At 39.7% G+C, this 23,123-nt stretch carries 19 protein-coding genes; 8 read left to right on the plus strand and 11 right to left on the minus strand.

Features of this window, described 5'->3' with window-relative positions:
* Positions 1-6 precede the first annotated feature (6 nt).
* Complete coding sequence (locus M3600_RS15055) at positions 7-714, minus strand: response regulator (protein ID WP_233315892.1); 708 nt, start codon at positions 712-714, stop codon at positions 7-9.
* Positions 711-2,309, minus strand: coding sequence for a DcuS/MalK family sensor histidine kinase (gene dcuS, locus M3600_RS15060; RefSeq protein ID WP_237942052.1), 1,599 nt, complete (start codon positions 2,307-2,309; stop codon positions 711-713). The genes M3600_RS15055 and dcuS overlap by 4 nt, the downstream gene beginning before the upstream one ends.
* A gap of 452 nt (positions 2,310-2,761) precedes the next feature.
* On the opposite strand from dcuS, the gene M3600_RS15065 reads away from it, so the two are divergent.
* The 4 genes from M3600_RS15065 (at position 2,762) to M3600_RS15080 (ending at position 9,579) form a co-directional block, all read left to right on the plus strand.
* Positions 2,762-3,658, plus strand: a complete 897-nt coding sequence (locus M3600_RS15065; RefSeq protein WP_233315894.1) for a helix-turn-helix domain-containing protein — start codon at positions 2,762-2,764, stop codon at positions 3,656-3,658.
* 211 nt (positions 3,659-3,869) lie between these two features.
* Positions 3,870-4,940 (plus strand): C40 family peptidase, encoded by a 1,071-nt coding sequence (locus M3600_RS15070; protein ID WP_233315895.1) that lies wholly within the window; start codon positions 3,870-3,872, stop codon positions 4,938-4,940.
* Between the two features lie 210 nt (positions 4,941-5,150).
* On the plus strand, positions 5,151-6,767 hold the full coding sequence (locus tag M3600_RS15075) for an SWIM zinc finger family protein (RefSeq protein WP_237942053.1): 1,617 nt from the start codon (positions 5,151-5,153) through the stop codon (positions 6,765-6,767).
* A complete protein-coding gene (locus M3600_RS15080; RefSeq protein ID WP_237942054.1) occupies positions 6,754-9,579 on the plus strand; it encodes a DEAD/DEAH box helicase in 2,826 nt (941 codons plus the stop codon). The genes M3600_RS15075 and M3600_RS15080 overlap by 14 nt, the downstream gene beginning before the upstream one ends.
* Before the next feature lie 94 nt (positions 9,580-9,673).
* Here M3600_RS15080 and M3600_RS15085 read toward each other — a convergent pair whose 3' ends face one another.
* Positions 9,674-13,471: a S8 family serine peptidase gene (locus M3600_RS15085; RefSeq protein WP_251646598.1), complete on the minus strand. Its 3,798-nt coding sequence runs from the start codon at positions 13,469-13,471 to the stop codon at positions 9,674-9,676.
* A 381-nt stretch (positions 13,472-13,852) separates the two neighbouring features.
* On the opposite strand from M3600_RS15085, the gene M3600_RS15090 reads away from it, so the two are divergent.
* On the plus strand, positions 13,853-14,290 hold the full coding sequence (locus M3600_RS15090) for a YwpF-like family protein (protein WP_233315899.1): 438 nt from the start codon (positions 13,853-13,855) through the stop codon (positions 14,288-14,290).
* A gap of 36 nt (positions 14,291-14,326) precedes the next feature.
* Here the strand turns inward: M3600_RS15090 and M3600_RS15095 are convergent, their stop codons facing one another.
* The 7 genes from M3600_RS15095 to spoIIID all read right to left on the minus strand — a co-directional run bounded on the left by M3600_RS15095 (position 14,327) and on the right by spoIIID (position 19,620).
* Positions 14,327-14,734 (minus strand): hypothetical protein, encoded by a 408-nt coding sequence (locus M3600_RS15095; protein WP_251646600.1) that lies wholly within the window; start codon positions 14,732-14,734, stop codon positions 14,327-14,329.
* Positions 14,735-14,902: 168 nt separating this feature from the next.
* The gene (gene fabZ / locus M3600_RS15100) at positions 14,903-15,340 is read right to left on the minus strand and encodes a 3-hydroxyacyl-ACP dehydratase FabZ (RefSeq protein ID WP_233315901.1); all 438 of its coding nucleotides are present in this window, start codon (positions 15,338-15,340) and stop codon (positions 14,903-14,905) included.
* A gap of 104 nt (positions 15,341-15,444) precedes the next feature.
* Positions 15,445-15,723 carry a DNA-directed RNA polymerase subunit beta gene (locus tag M3600_RS15105; RefSeq protein ID WP_233315902.1) on the minus strand — a complete coding sequence of 93 codons (279 nt, stop codon included), beginning with the start codon at positions 15,721-15,723 and terminating at the stop codon, positions 15,445-15,447.
* Between the two features lie 15 nt (positions 15,724-15,738).
* Positions 15,739-16,581, minus strand: a complete 843-nt coding sequence (locus tag M3600_RS15110) for a flagellar hook-basal body protein (protein ID WP_233315903.1) — start codon at positions 16,579-16,581, stop codon at positions 15,739-15,741.
* 49 nt (positions 16,582-16,630) lie between these two features.
* On the minus strand, positions 16,631-17,449 hold the full coding sequence (locus tag M3600_RS15115; RefSeq protein ID WP_233315904.1) for a flagellar hook-basal body protein: 819 nt from the start codon (positions 17,447-17,449) through the stop codon (positions 16,631-16,633).
* A 267-nt stretch (positions 17,450-17,716) separates the two neighbouring features.
* Positions 17,717-18,718 carry a rod shape-determining protein gene (gene mreB / locus M3600_RS15120; RefSeq protein ID WP_233315905.1) on the minus strand — a complete coding sequence of 334 codons (1,002 nt, stop codon included), beginning with the start codon at positions 18,716-18,718 and terminating at the stop codon, positions 17,717-17,719.
* A gap of 629 nt (positions 18,719-19,347) precedes the next feature.
* On the minus strand, positions 19,348-19,620 hold the full coding sequence (gene spoIIID, locus M3600_RS15125) for a sporulation transcriptional regulator SpoIIID (protein WP_016204804.1): 273 nt from the start codon (positions 19,618-19,620) through the stop codon (positions 19,348-19,350).
* A gap of 382 nt (positions 19,621-20,002) precedes the next feature.
* Between spoIIID and M3600_RS15130 the strand changes: the two genes are divergently transcribed.
* The 3 genes from M3600_RS15130 to M3600_RS15140 are packed head-to-tail and all read left to right on the plus strand — an operon-like array spanning position 20,003 to position 21,977.
* Positions 20,003-20,464, plus strand: coding sequence for a hypothetical protein (locus M3600_RS15130; RefSeq protein ID WP_251646602.1), 462 nt, complete (start codon positions 20,003-20,005; stop codon positions 20,462-20,464).
* A gap of 12 nt (positions 20,465-20,476) precedes the next feature.
* Positions 20,477-21,400, plus strand: a complete 924-nt coding sequence (locus M3600_RS15135) for an FAD:protein FMN transferase (RefSeq protein ID WP_251646604.1) — start codon at positions 20,477-20,479, stop codon at positions 21,398-21,400.
* Positions 21,393-21,977: a ferric reductase-like transmembrane domain-containing protein gene (locus M3600_RS15140; protein ID WP_251646607.1), complete on the plus strand. Its 585-nt coding sequence runs from the start codon at positions 21,393-21,395 to the stop codon at positions 21,975-21,977. The genes M3600_RS15135 and M3600_RS15140 overlap by 8 nt, the downstream gene beginning before the upstream one ends.
* Positions 21,978-22,080: 103 nt before the next feature.
* Here the strand turns inward: M3600_RS15140 and spoIIQ are convergent, their stop codons facing one another.
* Positions 22,081-23,001 (minus strand): stage II sporulation protein SpoIIQ, encoded by a 921-nt coding sequence (gene spoIIQ, locus M3600_RS15145; RefSeq protein ID WP_251646609.1) that lies wholly within the window; start codon positions 22,999-23,001, stop codon positions 22,081-22,083.
* Between the last annotated feature and the right edge of the window lie 122 nt (positions 23,002-23,123).

Genomic DNA, 23,123 nt, shown 5'->3' on the forward strand with positions numbered 1-23,123 from the left:
GCTTTATTACAGAAACTGCTCAATCCAGCCAGCTCTTTTCGTATTTACGTAATAGACGTTGACCGGTCTGCCGATGCTGCCATATGTCAGCCTTACCTTGATAATATCTTGCTCGTTAAGGAAGTTCAGGTATTTTCTTACTGACACCCTTGATATCTGTGTTTCATCTGCGATAATGTCTGTTGTGAATTCCTGTTCAAGCTGTGCTTCTATCGCATCCCAGACAATTTTGAGCGTTTCCTTCGTCAAGCCTTTCGGCAGCTCTGCTTTTGCAGCCTTTTGGTCTCGGTTAAGGATCTGTTCATCAAGGAAGCTCTGGCTGACTTTCGTCTGCTCCTTCATAAATTCTTTCTTTTGAGCGTAGTTCATTAATGACTCTTTAAAGCGTTCAAATTTAAAAGGCTTAATTATATAGTCAACAGCTCCTAATCGGAGGGCTGCCTGAATATGCTCCATGTCAGATGCGGCTGTGATTAAAATCACATCCATATTTTCATTTAGCTCTCTTATATAAGAAAGGAAATCCAGTCCGCTTTTTCCGGGCATAAACACATCCAGCAGCACTAAATCAATACTTTCTCTCTTAATTATCTCTATCGCTTCGTCCACTTGGCTGGCAACGCCGCCGATTTTAAAGCCATTCAGCTCTTGTAGAAATTGCTTATTAAATTCGGCTACCATTGGATCGTCTTCTACAATCAATACAGAAATCAACTTCCGTTTTCCTCCTTCATATAGGGAATACTTGCTTTAAATGTCGTCCCTTTATTAAGGACGCTTTTCACTTCAATCGTTCCACACACCTTGCGCAAGCTTTCACCGACTAAATAAAGACCAAAACCTCGATTTTCTCCCTTTGAGGAAACCCCTTTTTCAAAGATATGAGCCTCTTCTTCCTTAGTCATGCCTTTCCCTGTATCCTTCACTATCATATCTATCATTCCGTTGGTCATTTTAAGCTTTAGTTCAATTTCTTTATCCGAACTAGTCTCCACTGCATCTAAAGCATTATCCAACAAATTCCCTAATATTGTGATGATTTCAAAGGAAGCAGCTGCAGTCAATTCAGGAATAACGGTTAGAACGGATATTTTCAAGCTTGCGCCCTTTTCTCTTGCATAGCTGAGCTTACCAAGCAGAAGGCCCGCTATGACTGGATCCTTTATGTTACTAGTAATGGCAGAAATATCTCCGCTTTGCTGATCGACAATGTCATCAAGATATTCCTTCAGCCTGTCGTAATTTTTCATATGAAGCATGCCGATAATAACTTGCATGCGGTTCATAAATTCATGGGATTGTGCCCGCAATGCTTCTGCATAGGTTTTCACACCAGAAAGCTGATCGGACAGTTTTTTTATTTCTGTTTTGTCTCTGAAGGTGAACAACGCACCCACAATTTTATTATCGACCTTAACCGGCACCCTGTTTACAAGGATGGTCGTGCCATTGATAATCTGTTCTTCATCAAGCTGCGCTTCACCTGTTTCTAATACAAGGTCGAGTTCCTTTGAAGGAATATAACTGCTGATCGGCAGGCCGATTGGATTGGTATTTAATCCTAGTTTATGTAAATAATCGATAGCAGACTGATTGACGAGGGTGATATTTCTTGCCATATCAACTGCTATAATGCCCTCTCTGACAGAATTAATGACTGCACTTCTTTCCTGCAGCAGTTTAGCAATAGCAGCCGGCTCCATGTTAAACATCACTCTTTTAATATATTTTGCCAGCAGATAGGCGCCAACTATTCCTGCCAGCAATCCGAGCAGGGACCCGTATACAATAATCCACTTCCCTTCAGCCAGCACTTCATTGACTTTAGCAAGAGAAATTCCGACTGCTACAACTCCGATTTGTTTACCTTCCTCTGAATATACAGGAGTAAATGCCCGCATCGACTTTCCTAGTGTACCTTTTGAAACACTAGTCTGTTCATTCCCTGACAAAGCCTTCACCTCATCTCCACCCTTGAACTTCTTTCCTATCTTTTGGACATCAGGGTGAGTGAGGCGAATTCCGTTCATATCAAGAATAACGACAAACTCCACGCCATTATCTAGCTGAATTTCCTTCGTATATGCCTGAATATGATTCTTTGCTTCTTCGTCTCCTTCAAGAGCATTTTGAACAATTTCTGTTTTCGCTACAATTCTAGATATAGTTAAAGCCTTTTCCTCCAGGCTGTTTATTGTATGATTATTAATCAAATTGCTGATCAGGATATCTGTCATTAATAAGGAGAAAATAACCACTGCACTGATAAGTGTCATAATGGTAGCAAACAGGCTCCATCTTTTTTTCATTACTTTTTGCTCCCAACAGGTTTTTTTCCTATTATAGCAGAATGAGGCAGCATGCAATAATGAATGGAACCAGCACCTTTGAAGAGTAAATGGGGGGAGAATTAATTCACATAAAAAAAGACCGCTCTCATAAAGAAAACGGCAGAAAATTGGAGATAAAAGGACTACTCGTAAAACAGATAAATGGGGTTTAATAGAAACCGATAAGGTTCTATTAAGTATGCTCAATTAAGATTTTATCTTGCTCTCCTTTTAAAGAAGGCGTAGGTGGGCACTTCTTTAAATAGCAAAATATTCTTAATATATTGCGGTAAAATCTATTAAATCATATTATATAAATAGATGTATTCGTGATTATGACTGATAACGAGTGATATAGCTCTTTTTTTAGGCTTTTTTACATGCATGCGCACAAAAATATAACTTTAGGAATATTTTTAGGGAGTGATCAATTGGATTTTTCAGCTGTTGGAGAGAAAATAAAGGAATTGCGAAAACAGGTAGGACTTTCACAAAAAGAACTTTCCCACAATATTTGCACACAAGCGCAAATTAGTAAAATTGAGAAGGGAGAGGTCCTGCCGCTTTCATCCACATTGTACTTAATCTCACAAAGGTTAGGAATAGACGTGAACTATTTCTTTGATATCGGCACAACTCCAAGACTCGATTACGTTATCGAAACAAGCAGACAATTAAAAGCTGCCCGACGAAATACAGACTATGAAACAATCAAGCAAATCGTTGAAGCGGAAGAGAAAAACCCGCTGTTTACACGCAATAAGAGGCATTATCAAATCCTTCTATGGCATAAGGCCATATATGTCTATGAGGTAGATAAGGATTTCCCTAAAGCTCTAGAGTTGATTGAAGATGCCATCGCCTTAACATTTGAAAAGATTTTCACCGAAAAAGAGATTGAGATCTTTATCAGCAAAGGAATATTTCACTATGAAGAAGGATTACTAGAGGAATCCTTGCAGATTTATTACAAGGCCTTATCCTATTTGCAAAAAATACCTCATTTGCAGGATGAGACAATTAAAAGCCGATTGTACTTCAACATCGCCAAAGCACTTACAGACTTGAATGAATACGAGTCTTCCATTTCCTATTGTAAAGAAGGTATCGATTGGGCTATTCAAAAGGACAACCTATACTTACTTGCCCATTTTCACTATCATATCGGCTATAATTATGAGCAGCAGGAGAATTTCAAGCTTGCCAGCAATTATATGAAAGAAGCACTTGTTATTTTCCACTTAGTAAAGGATAGCCGATATACAGATTATATTCAAGAGAAGATAGACAGATGGCAAGAGGAGCATAATGACAGGCTGACCGATTAGGAAATCCCTATTTGGCGCCTGTCTTTTTTATTTTAGACACTTTTCCTCCTATTCCCCGTAATATGTTTAATAGACCCTAAATTAACCATGATTAATTTCCTATTTTTGCTTCTTCGACCCTATTTTTCTATGAAAACGGGTACTATAGACCGATACGTTATGATAAGATAGTTTTAGATAATTATATTTTTTTGGGAGTGAGTGTAAAAAAATGAAGAAAAAAGTCACAGTCTTTGCTACTGCCGCTATTCTTTCGACTGCTTTTTCTGTCCATGCGTCAGCTAGTACTTATGTAGTTAAGAAAGGCGATACTCTAAGCAAGATTGCGAACAAGTATAATACTACTGTCAAGCAATTGAAATCTGATAATAAATTATCCTCTGATCTTATTTATGTGAATCAGAAGCTGAATGTGGCAGGCACAGGTTCATCTTCAAGCAGCACAACAACTGCAAACAAACAGACAACAACTTCAAGCACAAAAACTTATAAGATCGTTTCCGGAGATTCATTGATTAAGATTGCAAACAAGTTCTCGATTACGTTAGGCGAATTGAAGCAATGGAATAACATCAGTTCTACCATTATATATCCTGGTGATGTGCTTGTTGTATCAAGACCATCTTCTTCTGGGTCTTCCAGCAGCAACAATTCATCAAGTTCTGGCTCATCATTAAACAACTCATCAACTGTGAGTACAGGTACATACACCATCAAAAGCGGAGATACATTAGGAAAAATAGCATCATCTTATAATCTTTCCGTTGCGAAACTAAAGCAGTTGAATAATTTAACATCTGATCTTATTTTCCCTGGCCAAAAGCTGAAGGTTACCGGTTCAACAGGAAATGTAACGGAAACAAACAGCTCTGCTGATAAAGAGGAAGCAAGCAAGCCAGAATTCATTTCTGACAACAGCTCTTCTAATAAAAGCATTGTTTCGGTAGCAAACAGTTTAATTGGTATTCCATATGCTTGGGGAGGATCTACAACAGCTGGTTTTGATTGCAGCGGACTAATTTACTACTTGTTTAACAAAACTGGTGATTCCATTAGCCGTCTTTCTGCACAAGGTTATTATGACCGCAGCTTCTATGTTGATGTCCCTGCTGTCGGTGATTTAGTCTTCTTTGAGGATACATACAAAGAAGGAATCTCTCACGTCGGCGTCTATATCGGCAATAATCAGTTCGTTCACGCAGATTCTGACGGTGTCAGAAAGACAAGCTTAGATAACGCTTATTACAAGAAGCATTTTAACAGTATTAAACGTTTATACTAATGAAAGCAAAGACCAGCCTATAAAAGGCTGGTCTTGTTTGTTTTTATGCAATTGTTATTTCTCCTGCCTCTTCCCTACCATCTCCTGCAAAAAAACGCTATAATTATTAAATGGACTTTTTTTAGAAACGAACGCCAAGTTCTTGATTATCATATTATGAATCAGCTTCTCATGATTGTTTGGTTTCGCTGATTTCTGGAGGGATTTACTATGCTGCATGAACAATATTTAGAGCATTTAAACCAATGTGCTAAGAACTTTCAAGAAGCTCTCGATTCTAGTGATCCCCTTACGCAGAAAGTTGTCGAAAAAGGGCTGCTTCTATATCGGCAAAATTATGTCTCACAAGTGAAGATTGATCACGAAACAGTGACTGGGGTTATACAAGATGTAAATTCTGCAAAGGCTGTGCTTCATATTGATGATATCTCTATGAGCAGTTGCACTTGCTTTGCTGAAGGATACTGCAGGCATCAGCTTGCCTTGTTTTTCTCTGTGCTCGGAGCTGCAGGCAAAGTATCAGCTTGGCTTTCAGAGTGGAGACAGCCGCCTCAAAAAGCTGCTGTTGATTTAAGCAGCCTTCCGCTTATGCGTGCGAGCGATCTGTTGAAAAAACCGGGAAACAAAGAACCGGATTATGAAGAATGGGTCGACTTCTTCACTGAAACCTTTCAGTCTGTTATTGGAGAAAGCAGCAGGAAGCCTAGTGCTATATCTGAAATGTACTATATATATATGCGCAAATTAAAAAATTCCTCTCCTCAGCAAAATGAGTGGAAGTATTTATACCTTTTAGTTGGGCATGTAATCACCTTTAAGCTGTTTCTTTCCATGAGCAAAGAAAATAATCACGCGGACGGAGTAATCAACCGTTATTACCGCCATATATTTCAGGATTTGCTCCAAGGAGTGCAGGAGTATTTAAACAGGCTGTCCAATTTCACCTTTCCCTTCGCCTTTGATCTTTTTTTGGAAAAGCTAAAAGATGACAGCGGGGAAATATTGCATCTCCATAAGACGATTGAATTTGAGAGTATTCAAATATATCGAATCCTTTGGACCAACTTGTTCACGAAAAAACAATGGAGACTTGATGAGCTGAAAAAGCTCACAAGCATAGAATCTCCAGTTTTCACAGAGAAGGTTGCTGCTACCCATTTGCAAGTCCTTCTAAGAGAAGACGAAAAGGCAGTTCACAGCATTCAGGAACTGCAGGTAGAGATCATGCCATATATGCTCTATTGGTTAGACATTCTCAACAGTAAACGAGATTGGAACAGACTAGAATTGTATTTAACGCCTTTTATCCAATCCTTAAAAGCTTATATCCAACAGGAGAATGACTTTGAATTCTGCCATGAATTCACAAGTATGAGCATCAGGGCAGCTACTCCGTTTTGTCATGCTAAAAACAGGATGGATATTTTAGAACGGCTGTTTAATCAAACTTTGCCATACAGCTACAGGAAATACGAAGACTTCTTGTATGAACAGAAGCAGTTTGATAAATGGATTGATTTATATACCTATATGGGACTCGGAATCGATATGCTGACAAAAGAGCAAATTAAGACACTGCAGGAATACGATCAAGCATTGCTCTTATCGCTGTATCACCGCTCTGTCCAGGAACATATTGATCAAAAAAGCAGAGACCATTACCGCATTGCTGTCCGCCAAATGAAAAAGCTGCGGACTATCTATAAAAAATTAAAAAAACAGCAGCAATTTGAGCTGTTCTTAAAGATGACGCTTGATCGGACGAAACGTTTAAGAGCCTTTCATGAAGAATGCAGAAAGGGTAAATTGATACATGCTGAAGAATAATTATTTAAAAATTAATGTTCATTATTATCAAGATAAAGGCTTTTTCTTAACTGGAGAGGCTGATCACGACTACTTATATCCAAGCTATTGGAAGAATCTTCTCTTCCAGCATCATGAAGAAAGCTTTTATGGTACATTTTTGAACGCTGAAACTGTCGCTGGCACGGAAGGAATTGCTCTCACTCCATGGCAACTGGTCACCCTGTTTGCCAATGAACGGTTCAACCGGTTTATGGAATGGGATTGGAATGACACTGCGCAGGTTTGCTTGTCAGCAGCGCCAAGCTTGTATGAGTCTATCCAAAATAAAGAGTGGATTCCAGACTTCCGCAATTGGGAAAAGGATACCTTCCAATGGGCGTTGCCTAAGCGTGTCACAGAAGAATTCAATGACTATTTCTGGGAAGAAACATTGGACGAAGAACTGGAAGGAACAAGCAATTTATCCTTTATCAAAAAATGGTTCCATGACTCATTGGATGAGTACTTAAATGAGCATGAAGAAAGCAAACGGGTCTTTGGAGAGAAAATCCATGCGTTGCGGAATGCAAATATTTCCTCTGCCAGTCTGGCTGCCTATTTCACAGAGGAAACCTGGCAAGAATGGATGGGACTCAAAAGTACTCCATACCCTTTCACATTAGGAATAAAACTTGTGGAGCCTGCTGATTTAACGGAAACATGGAATATCGACATATTCTTGAAAGCAAAAAGCAATCCTGATAATGTCATTGATTTAGAAGAACAGGGCATCCCAACAAAGTGGCTTGAATACGAAGGTTATATTGAAGAAGAGCAGGCCAGATGGATTTCCCTGTTCCCATGGCTCGCCGGCAAAAAAGGGCTGACAAATCAGCTGACAGAAGAAGAAGCATGGCTTTTTCTTACAGATGCGAGTGAAACATTGCTTGCCCTTGGAGTTGACATTCTGCTGCCATCATGGTGGCAAGCGATGAAAAGTGCCAGCATGAAAGTGAAGGCTAAGGTTGCGACTACTAGCCACCGCCCATCTTTTGTCGGCCTGCAGGCAATGCTTGATTATAATTGGCGCTTTTCCATGAATGGTGTGACTTTGTCTGAAGATGAATTTAAGCAAATGGTAGAGGAAAAACGGAGGCTTGTCTTTATAAGAGGACGATGGATTAAGCTCGATCCCTCCTTTATTAAGCAAATTCAGGATCTCATGAAAAAAGCAGAGCAGGAAGGCTTGCATGTGAGGGATTTAATTGAACAGGAGCTAAATCAGCAGGATGACTTATCTGCTGATGAACTGGATAATCCTAAAGCTTTTGCGAAAATCCAGATTGAGCTTAACAGGCAATGGAGAACGATGATTCACCAGTTGAAGGAGGTTAAAAATCTGCCCCTTGAGCAAGTGCCAAGCAAGTTTCTCGGAGATTTGAGAAACTATCAGGTTCTCGGCATGAGCTGGCTATTGTTCTTACGCAAGTATGGATTTGGCGCGGTTCTCGCAGATGATATGGGACTCGGCAAAACAGTTCAGCTTATTTCCTACTTGCTGAAAGTGAAGGAGACGGACAGGGAGGATCATGCTCCAGCATTGATTATTTGTCCTACATCTGTGTTAGGGAACTGGCAAAAGGAAATAGAACGGTTCGCACCGTCACTCAAAACCTATTTGCATTATGGATCAAACCGTTTGAAGGATGAGGAATTCCTTGAAGAGCTGCAGAATTATGATGTTGTTCTCACTTCATATGGTCTATCTCATATTGATTTTGATCAGTTTGAAAAGGTGACATGGAGCTCCATCTCGATTGATGAGGCACAGAACATAAAGAATGCGCAGACGAAGCAATCTCGTGCTGTCCGTAAATTAAAAGGCCGACATTATATCGCCCTTTCCGGCACACCAATGGAGAACAGACTCAATGAATTATGGTCGATATTTGATTTCACGAATCATGGGTATCTTGGCAGTATCGGGCAATTCCAAAAGCGGTTTGTCATTCCAATTGAAAAGGATAATAAAAAGGAAAGAATTGAACGGCTTCAGTCACTCATTCGTCCATTCCTGTTGCGGAGAACGAAAAAGGATGAAGAGGTTGCCCTTAACTTGCCTGATAAGCTTGAGCAGAAGGAATATTGCGGCTTAACCCCTGAACAGGCAGCCCTTTATGAACAGCTTGTTACGGATACATTTGTGCGGATAGAGCAGCTGACCGGCTTTGAAAGAAAAGGACTCGTATTACAGATGCTAAGCAGGCTGAAGCAGCTTTGCAACCATCCTGCCTTGTATTTGAAGGAAGAAAATCCTGCTCAATTAATCGACCGCTCCACCAAAATGGAGAAACTTGCCGAACTTGTTGATGCTATTCTAGAGCAAGGAGAAAGCTGCCTGATTTTCACTCAATATATTGAGATGGGTCATATGATTCAAGAAATGATCAAAAAGAAATACAAGGTGGACGTACCTTTCTTGAATGGCAGTGTGCCGAAAAACACAAGGGATACACTGATACAGCAATTCCAAAATAATGAGTTCCCTGTGTTCCTCCTGTCTTTAAAGGCTGGAGGAACGGGACTAAACCTGACTGCAGCAAACCATGTAATTCATTATGACCGCTGGTGGAATCCGGCTGTAGAGAATCAGGCTACAGACCGTGCATACAGAATAGGACAAACAAAATTTGTTCATGTTCATAAGATGATCTGCACAGGAACATTGGAAGAAAAAATAGATGCTATGCTTGAGAAAAAACAATCGTTGAATGACCAAATCATCCAAAATGAAAATTGGCTGACAGAGCTTTCAACAGATGACCTGAAGGATCTTGTATCCCTCTCTTAATCACTAAAACCCGGAGCCTCGCTAGCTCCGGGTTTTATCGTTTTCCAAAGTAAAAACCTAAAGACCAATTTGATTGGCCTTTAGGTTTTTCTAACTATTCTTTATCAGCAGGAACAACTGTTTTACTTGATTGCTTCTCCGTTTTTCCGAGCTTGTAGAAATAGATTGTCTTGGATGTTTTATTACCTCCAAGATCTATCGCTTCAAAAGTGAATTCGTTTAGGCCTGGTTCAAGCATAAGCTCCACCTTCTTAAGCTTTTTCTCTATACTTCTCATTGCATACGGCTCTTTAAATTTCTGTGCAAACAGCTGGCTGCCGTTAAGGGTAAGCTTCAGCTCATCAAAATTATCACGTGCTGTAACGTCAACTGTTACACTTTTCTTGTTTGCTTTTACGATACGGTTTATTGGCAAACCACTTAATTGCAGAGATGCCTTCTCATTATCAACCATAATCGTTCTTTTGAAGACTGCCGTATTATCTGCAGCGTCTACCGCCTTTACTTCAAAAGCGTGGACACCGCTCTTGAAAGGCAAGCTTTGGCTGAATTCATATTCTCCTGTTTCTTGATTAAGCGTTGTTGGAATCGTCTTCCCAGCAATGATTAGTTCCTTAATTGCTGATTCATCTTTAATCGTGCCTGTGAAAGGCACCTCTAACGTATTAAAAATACCAAGCGCTTCTGGATCATTTAAAGAAACAACTGGGATGGTTGTATCCTTTTTAGTATCTGTTGCTGTAAGCTTTGTTTCTGCTGCATTTCCAGCATAATCATAAGCAACAACTGTCAGACTTTCACCAGCATTTAACGCTTTGGACAATGTATAACTTTCACTGTCAGCACTTAATGGTTTTTCTAAAAGGGACTTTCCATCTTTCAAAATATCTACATATGCGATACCAGACCCGTTCTTATCATCTGAAGCAGCTACTGCAAGCACTTTATTATTTTCTGTCAGCTCTGCTTTAACAGATGGAGATTTCGTGTCGACCTTCACTGGGATATCAACAATTTGCGGCTTAGCACCAGGATAATCAATCGTAGCGCTGATACGATAGTAGTATTGACCATCCACTAGCTTATTGTTCACTTTTCCATCCCATGCCCAATCGCTGTCGAGCTTGTAGGATGTTCCGTTGCCGCTGTCATAATAATCCTTTGTCACTTCTTCCTCTGTAAGAAGGGTACGCACTGTTTTCCCGTTTTTGTCTACAATAGAGAACTCGGCGGTTTTTGCATTGCGCAGGAATGAAAGCACTGGAATGATATCTTCCTGAATACCATCTCCATTAGGTGAAAATGCAATGCCTTCCTTCGTATATTTATCGTTTACAGGATCATAACCTAAGTAGGAGAAATCTTCTCCATCTGTAGTTACTGCTCCACTCATGCCATAGAAAGACTCTGTATCATATTTCATTCCGTCAAGAATAGGAGCCTTGTTCCAATCCCCTTTAAAGCCTACATAAGGGACATTCAAGTCTGCATTCATGTCTGTCGGGTCTGTGAATGTTACAAAGCCTTCAGCAAAATAGCCGTTTTCAAACACTTGATCAATCGCGACAGGTGTTTCAAAGTCTCCAGTTAAGGATGGTTCAACTACCTTTGCTTTGCTCAAATCGACAGTAACTTTAATTTTTTTGCTTTTGTTTGCCCCGATTTTCACTGTTTTCTCTTTTTTGCCGTCAATCAAGATGCTCGCATCAAGAATTTCCTGTGCTTCAAGAACATCTGCACTATAGCCCAGCTCTCCATATGCTGCAAAATCCGTTTGTAGATTCGCAGTAATGTCATATGAAACTGCTTTATCGCTAAAGTTTTCCGCCTTTAAGGTAAAGCTGAATGTATTGCCTACCTCTTTTAAGGATACCTTTGCCTCATCCGTTTTATTTTCCGTTACGATGACTGGCGATTGCAGGGCAGAATGAAGCTGCATTAAGCCTGCTCCCTGTCTCCGCGGTGAATAAGGAATATCCCATTCAAATGCGCTGTTTACTGTACCGATATCCGTTACAGGCTCAGAGGTATTCATCAGCAAATTCTTGGCAATGCGGACACGATCAAAGCCTGTTGCCCCAAATTCACTGTCCACTCTTTCCAATATTAAGGCAGATCCGCCTGATACATGCGGTGCTGCCATGGAAGTACCACTCATCACCCCATATTGATTGTTTTCTAATGTAGAATAAATCTGACCACCAGGTGCGGTGATTTCTGGTTTGAAATCAAGATTTGGTGTTAATCCCCATGAAGTAAAGGCACTCATTTTGCCGGCTTCAGGATTAGCTGCTGTCACTTGGCTGCCATCAAAATTAATAGACACTGTTTCATTTTGCTCCAAGACAGCTGCTAATTTATCTCCATCAGTTTTCTGAAGGAACAGTTGCGGAATTTTAATAGCTGGGTCACTTGCCATACTGACAAATCCATCTGTATTGTTGTAGATGATTACTCCAGCAGCACCAGCATTCTGGGCATTTATTGCCTTATCCACAAATCCTATTTCTCCCCTTTGAATAAGCGCGTACTTCCCTTTAACATCACTGTTAAAGTTTTCTGGCTTTCCAAGCCCTGCATAAGAAAGCTCGAAGTCCTTCTGCTCTAAATCATTGGGATGGACACTGCCAGCTGATAAGAAGGCTGCTTGTCCATTTTCATCACCAATTGTATAATTCAAGCCATCCAATTTCATAAAATTATTTTCAACAGAAGCTACTTGGACACTGTCATAGGCCAAGCCTGGTGAACCAGACACGCCGATGTCCGGATTAGAGCTTTGCGGGTTTGCAAAGCCGCTGCCTAAATGTGCAGAGTTTCCTGCTGAAATGGACATAAGAATGCCGTTATTAACAGCCTTGCTGATTGCCTGCTGTTCTGGAGAATCCTCTGCTACGAACCCAGCTGTGGATCCTAAGCTCATGTTAATGACATCTGCACCAAGGATGATTGCATCATCGATTGCTTTAATATAGATATCACCCCATGTGGACTGCATATTAGGGTCATTTCCGAAAACTTTAAGTGCAAGCACTTGAGCCTCTGGAGCAATTCCCTTAATCCCGCCATTTTCTTCATCACCATTCGCACCGACAGTTCCAGCTACATGCATACCATGCATGCTTGCCCCTTCGGCAACATCTTGGATAATATTGTTTTCATCCATATAATTGTAGCCATACGGAACCTTTTCTGTGTAGTAATTGCCTAGTAGGCCAGTATCCGTTTTAGCTTTGTCTACCTCAGATTTCGTTAGTTCCCCTTCTGTCCCTTCAGACAAAATCATATCTCGATGATTTGGATCGATTCCAGTATCAATGACACCGACAACCATTCCTTCTCCTTTATAACCATAATCCCGCCAAGCTTCTTGGGCTTGAACAAGCTCTTTGCTGTATACCATATCTGTTTCTTCGTCTGGTCTTTCATATGAATTTACGATATGTACTTTTGCCACTTCCGGAAGCTCTTCCACGGTTTTAATGTCACCATATTTCATTTCACCACTAAACCCGTTGAAGATTGTTGTAAAGCTTTCCTTTTCTGTAAATTTGACTTTTTCCTGCTTTACCTTCGCCTTGACTTCCTTCTGTTCTGCAAGTTTATCTTCTTTCAGCTTCTTCTTCGTTGCTTTAGGCAGCTCTTTTACTTGCTTGTCCTGTTTCTGAGCATAATCGACTGTCGGCTCTGTTGCCATCTCGACTACGACCCTGACAGTATCTGTGTCTTTATATTTCTCCTTTACATCACTGCCGCTGATTTTTTTTACTGTAAGCTGGTTGTCCTTCCCCTTAGTACTTTCCACCTTATTTGGTATGCCAGCAGCTAAGACGCTATTGGAAAATAACATAAACAGCATAATGACAAAGATTAAAATCTTCCCTTTTTGCATATCAAGGCTCCCCTCCTGATAATTCTTTATTTTCTGAATATATCGATACCCTATAAAAGTATCATAGTTAGTTTCTACTATTAAGGTGCTAAAGTCCTTTTGCACAGGAATTTATACTAGGATAATAGTTGGTTTCCATCGCATATTCCCCCGCCATTCGACACATATTTGCGAAAGGCACGATAGTATGACAAGTTTCTATCCTTTCCTCCACCACTTTAGCAGTATAAATCCTAAAAAATTTCTTAATATAGTAATAACAATAATAATTCAGCAGCAAAATCAAAATTGTCAAAACAGTCAATATATGCATGCATTGGAGCATGAACCAATCTGCGTTATAATAAAAGGAACTAAGATACTTTCGGGGGAGGCATTCTAGTGAAGACATTCAAACTTATCTCCATTCAGCTGCTGCAAGGGGGGAACGCAACAGCAATACCTATTTTAGACGGATTAATTATCAATAAAGAGGATGACCATCATAATTGGCTGATCGAATTATATATGGCTCACACAGATTACTCTTTTTTTGAAAACGCGCTAAATGATGGACAAAAGCTACTAGTACATGCTGTCATTTCTAAAAAGGAAAATGACCCCGCACCGTTTGAAGTCATTGTCCATTCTGTCAGTAAATTTACGGACACAATCAGTGTGCTGCTGCAAGGGAGCTTGATGAGGAATCGCAAGGATTATGCAGAGATGCTGCTTGATCATCTCCTTGAAAGCGGCTATGAAGGCCGTGTGCTGTCTGAAAGGTTTAAAGAACTGATGCACAGCAAACAGCAGCTCTTTGTAGAAAAAAATACAGACTAAAAAAGCAGTCTACATTTGTAGACTGCCTTTTTAAAATCAGCTATCTTTGTCATCCTTGTCATTGCGATCTTTACGGTCTTCAATCATGTCTTCGCCAGGATCATTATCATCTTCAGCGGCATCAAGATCGTTGTCAGTGTTACGGTCATTATTGTCATTGTTGTCATCGATAAAGCCATCATCACCGTTGTCTATATTGTTGTCATTGTTGTCATTATCGCCATTTCTGTTGTTCAGACCATCATCATTGTTAAGACGATTATTGTCTGTCCCGTTATTCATGTCACCGTCTGGAATGATGTTATTGTCTGGAATGATATTATTGTCTGTAGTATCTGTGTCTTCTACAGTCGTATCATCTTCCGGAGCCGGACTTTGATCATCATTATTACCGCAGCCAGTAAGAAGCATTGCAGACAATGCAGAAACACCTAATAGCGTCATCCATTTATTCAAGTGAAAAACCCCTTTTCCTTTAAGATTTTTAAAGACCTTTTATATGGTCAATAATTATCTTGTCCAAGAAAAAGGACATTTTACATGTCATTTGACTTTCCCATAAATATATAACAATAGGCATTAAACACCAGATGCTTCTGCCGAGCAAAAGCTCTATTCTTCTTTTTTATCTCCTAATGCAAACATGATTTCTGCTTCACACGCTATTTCACCGTCTACAGTAGCAACACATTTTCCTTTGCCAAAGTTTCCGCGCACTCTTGTCATTTCTACTTCGAGACGAAGCTGATCGCCAGGGTATACCTGTTTTTTGAAGCGGCAGCTGTCAACACCTGCAAAGAAAGCAAGTCTTCCTTTATTTTCTTCTTTAATCAGCATCGCCACAGCTCCAACTTGAGCCAATGCTTCAACGATAAGCACACCTGGCATTACTGGGAATTCTGGAAAGTGACCATTAAAGTACTCTTCATTTGCTGAAACATTCTTGATTCCGACTGCACGCTTCCCTTCCTCGACCTCTAAGATGCGGTCGACCAGCAAGAATGGGTAACGATGGGGAATGATTTCTTTAATTTGATTTATATCTAACATTTTTATGACCTCCTACTAATATGTGGTTATGTATAATTGTACTAAATAACCTTATAAAAAAGGAAGGGAAATTATCCCTTCCTTAAAAAAATAATTATATATCCTTATTCTTTCTCAACAAGATCTATTATATGTGTCCATGTCGACTTTTTGAAAGTATCTCCAGCTTTACCGTCACCGATAACACTATAGCCAATTACAGCACCGGCTGTGATGCTTACAGCTGTCAATACAATAATTAAGATTAACCGTAGCCAAATCGGGAACATCCGAACTCTGCCAAACCTTGAAGAAGACTTCTCTTGCGAGTTATTATCTTGTCTTTCTTCCCTTATCTGCTCCCTTGTCTTCATGACTTCTTGACTGCTTGTATTAACTGACATTATTTTATCTCCCTTTTAGCGTATCTCATTTACTAATCCCATCATCTGATCAGCAATAGTGATAGCTCTTGACTGAAACTGATAGGAGCGCTGTGTCGACATTAAGTTAACCATTTCCTTGCTCATATCAACATTGGATTGTTCCAGAACATTCTGCTGGACGGAAACTTCTCCGCGTAGTGCTCCGTCCAAATCTGTCAGAACTTGATCTCTCGTCATGTTAAGCTCATCTAGATTGGCAGGCAAACCATACAGATTATCTCCCTTTTTCTCAAGGAATTGAGGATAATTAACAGCTGTCACACCTAGATTAACGTTCTGAGTCTGTCCATTGTTCAGAGTTGCAGATAGAGTACCTGTTTCTGATAAAGTATATTGACTTACATTTTTATCGAGCATTATCGGATTATTATTTTCATCAAGAACTGCATACCCCTGCTTTGTCACAAGCATGTTTTCCGTATTTGATACCGGAGACAAATAAAAAGCACCGTCTCTTGTGTATTGAACTTCAGTGTTTTGCCCATTTTGGACAAGCACACGGTAAAGCTGACCCTCTGACGTAAATGCCGTATCCAACGGACGGTTCGTCGTTTTTAAAGTGCCTTGTGTCATAACTGTCTGGGTCTGGGCAACCATTGCACCGTTTCCTTGTCTAATGCCATTAGGAGTCTGACGGTTAACCTCCTGCGCAAGATCCTTTTGGTTATTAACCTGTTGGACAAGCAAATCAGTGAATGTAGCATTATTCTTTTTGTAACCAGTCGTATCAACATTAGCCATATTATTACTGATTGTATCCATTTGTTTTTGCAACTGTGTCAATGTATTTGTAGCGATAAGCATCGTTCTGTTCATCTTATATTCTCCCCCTTAACCTGGGTTGCTTCCCCAAACGTGGTCTGCCTTAAACTTTACCTATTTCGTTTGCGGCTTTATCCATGCTTTTGTCATATGCTTGAAGAATCTTCTGGTTTGCTTCAAATGAACGATATGCAGACAGCATATCTGTCATCGTCCTGGATGTATCTACGTTAGAACTCTCCAGGAAGTTCTGTTTAAGCTGGAATGTTACACCGTTTGCTGTATAAGCATTTTCAAGTGCCTGTCCATCCTCAGCCCGGTAAAGGCCATCGCCTTCTTTTACTAAAGATTTAGGATTTGCTGTATAGCTCACCCCAAGGCGGTATGCTTGCCCTTCACTTGTTGTAAGCACACCTTCATTAGACACGGAAAAGTTATCGTCAGGCAGCTGAATTCGCTCATTGTTTTCATCCATTACATATAAGCCGCTTCCTGTTGTCAAATAACCTTGGCCGTCCAGTGTGAAGTTTCCGTTCCTAGAATATCTTGTCTCACCGTTTGCATTTTGAATATTAAAGAATATGGAGCCTGCCGTATTATTGTCATCCCCAGGAACATTTATATTCACTAGGGCGATGTCTGTTTTCAAGTCAGTTTGAGTAATATCACCTTGTGTGAATGTTGGGATGGCTTCTTGCATATAAACACCAGTCCCTAAAGAGCCAATTGTTGATTTTGTTGTTTTTCCGCTGGGAGTATAGGTATCTACCGTTTGCTGAAGCAGCTCCGGGAATGTGCGGACAGCAGATTGATCGGCTTTATATCCAGGTGTATTGCTGTTTGCCATATTGTTTGTCAGCATTTCAGTTCTTCTTTGCTGTGCTAACATACCTGATGCAGCTGTATAAAATCCTTTAAACATATCATTTTCTCCAATCTTTGAGAAGTTAAGGTCATATTACAGTTAGTTATATTATAAAATAAGTTAGGTTCATTTCTGTAGTCATTTGTTGAAAAAAGTCATATTTTGTATTGTATTTACTTCATCCCCTATTATATCGGATGTTATTTACAAATATCTAATGGTATTTAATGCAAAACAGAAATTTATTTTAAATTTTAAACAAAAAAAACGGCTTACCCTTTCGGGCAGCCGATTTTTCATTTATTTAGCAATGGAAAAGCCTGATTAGCCAAGCTTTCTTTTTGGTAAACGGTCAATATTGTCAAGCATGATGCCTGTACCAATTGCGACACAATCCATTGGATTTTCTGCAACCAAGACAGGAACTTTTAATTCATCAGCAAGCAGCATGTCAATTCCATGAAGAAGCGCGCCGCCTCCTGTCAAAATAACTCCTCTGTCAATAATATCTGCAGAAAGCTCAGGCGGAGTTCTTTCCAGAACACTCTTAGCAGCTTGTACAATCACTGTTACAGACTCTCTTAGCGCCTGTTCAATTTCCTCTGAATGAACCGTAATCGTTCTAGGAAGACCTGAAACCATATCACGGCCGCGAATTTCCATCTCTTCTTTACGCGCGCCAGGGAAAACAGTTCCAATGTTAATTTTGATGTTTTCTGCCGTTCTTTCTCCAATCAAGAGCTTATATTCTCTCTTAATATATTGAAGAATTTCACTGTCAAACTTGTCCCCTGCCATTTTGATGCTTGAAGAAGTAACAATATCACCCATTGAAAGAACAGCTACGTCAGTTGTTCCCCCGCCGATATCCACAACCATGTTGCCGCTCGGCTGGAAGATGTCCATACCCGCTCCAATTGCAGCAACTTTCGGCTCTTCCTCCAGGTAGATTTTTTTGCCGCCGCTCTTTTCTGCTGCCTCTTTAATAGCTTTTTGCTCTACACTTGTAATGTTTGTAGGACAGCAGATAAGGATGCGTGGCTTTGATAAAAATCCTTTTACATTCAATTTATTGATAAAATGCTTAAGCATTGCTTCTGTGACATCAAAATCAGCAATAACTCCGTCTTTCAGCGGACGAATAGCGACAATATTTCCAGGTGTACGTCCAACCATACGGCGCGCTTCTTCTCCAACTGCAAGCACTCTGCCTGTGTTTTTATCGAGAGCGACTACCGAAGGCTCATTTAAGACGATCCCTTTCCCTTTTACATGAATCAACACATTTGCTGTTCCTAAATCAATACCGATATCTCTAGCGAACATTTTTTACACTTCCTCCTTATGGCTATTATTCAGTTTTTTCCATTTGTTCTCTTTATAAACAGACCTTTACATGAAAAGTTAATATTTCTCCTATTATTTAAACGCAAAAAAGCAAAACTAGTTTCATTAAATTATGTAACGCATTTTAATAAGCAGATCATTTTAACAATTCAAGCAATACTATGACAGACAGAAGAACAGTTGTTCGATATAAAATACAACTGCTGACTCTCTTATATTCGTTTTCTGATAAGTGTATGTCTAACACTTCACATGTCTTGCAACCCTTGCCATAACACGTATCATATTAGTCCTACTCTAATTTTCTATTCTATCATACCGCTGACGAAAGAAGTAACTTTTTGTCAAAAATATGCGCATTTTTTCTTATTTTTATTTGTAAAATTTTCATATTTGTTCGCTTAAACGATTATTTATCTATTTTTTTCCAATCTCTTATATAACTGTTAGTAATACAGGAGCGTGTTGGATATGTATTTTGACATATAAAAAAGACTTAGTATTTCCTAAGTCCTATTTCTGTCTGTTTTTTTCTCTACCGATGGAGGATGTCCTCCATCGATAGATAAGCATAAATGAAATTCTTGTGTTTTTTTCTTTCCATGTTGTTATTGTACTGTTTCCCCTTCCAATTCTTCCTTCTTGTACTTCATTTTTGTCGCTTCCCCACCGCGAAGATGTCTAATCGATTTATGATAATCAAGAATTTCCTTTACTTCGTTTGCCAAATCCGGGTTTATTTCAGGAAGCCTTTCTGTTAAATCCTTATGGACTGTACTTTTGGATACGCCAAACTCCTTCGCTATAACGCGAACTGTTTTCCTCGTCTCCACGATATACTTTCCAATCTTGATAGTTCTCTCTTTGATGTAATCGTGCACACCACTCGCCCTCCCTAAATTGGATGTGAGAAGTGTGAAATGAGACTCGCTTTTCGCTTCATCGAAATTCTTCATCCCGCACGTTTCCTTTCATGAATATTCCTTTTTACATGCGGCAGAAAGCTTTTGCTTTCTGATCTTATCGTGATTAAACATGTCCTCGACTACATATCCATTTATCTATAAACGATCCCTCACTCCAAACTTCATCTTTGTAAGGTTTGTAACAGTTTATTAGCTTGGGTCAAAGTTTATGCAGAAAATTATGAATAGGGACAAGGTTTCCTTTGATTTTTTTAAAAGTGGGTAGCGCTTAAGAAATAATTAAGGATTGTTTCGTACAATCCTTATTAATAAATATTGATAGATACGGGGGATGTATATGGCACCGAAAAAAACAAAGTGGATTATAGGTTTATCCAGCGTTGCAGCTTTTACAGGTTTTATAGGGTTTTTAAATGGAACAACTTCAACTGGGAACAGTCAGCAAACTGCTTATAATCAATCAGGGGGCACCAGCGAGCTGCCAAGCAGCCAAAATCCTTTCGCACAGGAAGACGGAAGCCAAATCCCTTCAAATGGGAGCAATGGAAGTTATACAACACCTGACGACGGTTCAGGCAGCAGTGATTCATCAGGAAGTTCCTATTCATCTGGAAGCAGCGACTCTTGGGCTGGTGATTATCAAGAGGACAGTTCTTCTGATACTTCAAGTGACAGCAGCGGAGGTACCACAACAGACCCAAACAGCGGGTCCAATAATTTCAGCGGCGGGTCCTTTCAAGCACCTCTAACTAACGGGAGCACAACTGAAAGTGGAGACCTTCGCAGCCATTCATCTTAAGGAGATAATTATATGCAGCAAACAGAATTCCCATGTATGAACACCACTATTCGCACATTTGATTTACCAGAGGAATCATCCAAAAAAACATTACATCTGTTTAAAAAGGCAGAAAAGACGCTGTCACGGTTTGACAAGGCTAGTGAATTATCACAATTAAATAGGACCATTCACATCCCTTTTGTATGCAGCTCTATCCTGTTTGAAGCTATTAGGATTGCGGACTTCTACTTTACAGTCACAAAAGGTATTTATAATCCTTATCTAGGCAGGACGCTTTGTGCTCTCGGTTATGACCGGAGCTTTGAACTGATGGAGGCATGTCCGAAGACAGCTGAACAGCCTACCTCATCTAGACTGATTTCCCGCCCGCTCACAATCGATACAGGCATGAGGAGCGTAACCCTTGAACAAGATATTCAAATAGATTTAGGGGGCATAGCTAAAGGCTGGACAGCACAATGCATCGCTGAGCTTTTACAGGATGACGGAATAAAGACTGGCGCTATTTCTGCAGGCGGGGATATTTGTGTTTGGGGTTTAGAGCAAAGAAAGCGTGTGGTCAAAATAGATCATCCAAGCAGACCAGACGAAACGATTGCCTCCATTGAATTACAAAGAGATGCAGGTATTGCAACAAGTTCTACAGTAAAAAGGCATTGGACAACTGCCAACGGACAGCACTGTCACCATATAGTAGATCCGCGAACCTGCCTGCCGAGCACCTCCAACCTTATTCAGGCAACTGTGATTGCCCCAACATTAACAGAGGCAGAAGCTCTTGCTAAATGCATGCTTATCCTTGGCTGGGAGGAAGGCTTAAAGCAATTTAAAGGAAATAATTTAGCTTTTATTGGGCTGACAAGCGATGACCTATGCCTGCAAGCTGGCAATATAAACTTTTATGCAAAAGAAGGAGTGAAACAGTATGAATGAATGGTTATCCACCTTTGGCGACCTATTCAGCATTTGGAATGTAACAAGGGCAGCAGCCATCACATCTTATTTATTGCTGTTTATCTCCATGCTGACTGGGCTAACTTTTAAACTTCCAATATTTCCGAAGAAAATGCAAAAAATAATTCTAAATACTCATGAGGCTGCCGGCTGGTTCGGGCTGCTTTTTGGAATGGTTCATGGTCTTGTCCTAGTATTCGATACAGAATATACCTCTTACACCATCTTTAATATCCTGATTCCTTTTACAGTCGAACATAATGTCATCTCCCTATCATTAGGCATATTTGCCTTTTATGGATTCTTGTTATTAGTTTTATCAACAGACTTCTTAAAAAAGATTGGGAAGAAGATGTGGAGAGCCATCCATTTTCTCGCATTCCCAACATTCTATGCAGCTCTTCTTCACGGATTGCTGCTGGGCACAGACAGCCAGACAACATGGATGCTTATACTCTATATATTCACAGGCGCAACTGTGTTTATTTTAACTATCCTGCGAATTGTCCAAGCAATGCAGGTAAAAAAGAAGCCTATAATGGACAAAAAAGCATGATTTACAGGTATGGATTATTTCCCGAGAAATTTGTCTTTGAAATAGGTTTATTCATGAAAAAAGAGTCCCATTCTGTCGAAGAATGGGACTCTTTCGTTTTGCATTATGCGTTTGGATCAGCTGAAGTGCTTTCGTCTGCTGCATCATCACTTGAAGAATCTGTTGATTCATTTGTTGCGTCAGCATCTGTATTTTTCGAGTCTGTTGACTCTTCTGTTACTTCTTTATTTGATTGATTTTCTGTTGCATCCTCTGAAACAGACTCTTCTTTGTTCGATTCATCTGTTACTTCATTTTCCTCAGAAGTGCTGCTTGCTTCAGAAGTATCAGCATTTTCTAATGAAGCCAATGATTTATTGAAGTAATCAATTGGATTTACTGCTACATTATCTTTACGAATTTCAAAGTGAACATGTATGCCGCCATCTTTGTTATATAAGCTTTGTCCAGAAGTAGCAAGAGGTTGACCTTTTTTCACTTCATCGCCCTCTTTTACTTGGATATCCTTTACAGACTGATAGAAAGTTTTGATACCATCAGCATGTTCGATTTCGATTGAATTACCAAGTACAGAATCTTCTGATACTTTTGTAACTGTTCCGCTTAATGAAGCAAGTACTTCGAATTCACTGTTATCTTCCATTTTCAAATCTACACCAGTATTAGGCTGGTACATATTATCATAGAAAACTAGTGAGTTTATTTGCTCTTCCTTGCTTTGGCTATTGTCATAAAAACCTTTTTGAGTAATTACTGCATCTGGATCATTTACTGGCCATGCAAAGTTCTCAACATCATTTGTAACTGGTACAGAAGGCTCATCACCATTAAGCTGCGTATTTGGATTTTTTGACGCATCATAATTGAACTTGTCTGTATCGCTTGCACTGTTTTGATACCAAAGGACACCTGTTAGAATAATAGCTGCACTCGCGATATAAACAGCTGGAAATGCCCAACGCTTTTTAAAGAAACTCTTTACTTTTGATTTTGGAGAAGTACGTTTGTTTTCTTCCTCTCTCATTTTATCATCACCTCAGCAATCATTCTGAACAGATAATGATAAATATATACATGCAAGAAAAAATTTTTAAAAAACTTATTTTTCGACAAACTGGTTTTATTTATGCATGAAAATAAAAACTT

The sequence above is a fragment of the Niallia sp. MER 6 genome (assembly GCF_023714395.1).
Taxonomy (GTDB): Bacteria; Bacillota; Bacilli; order Bacillales; family Cytobacillaceae; genus Niallia.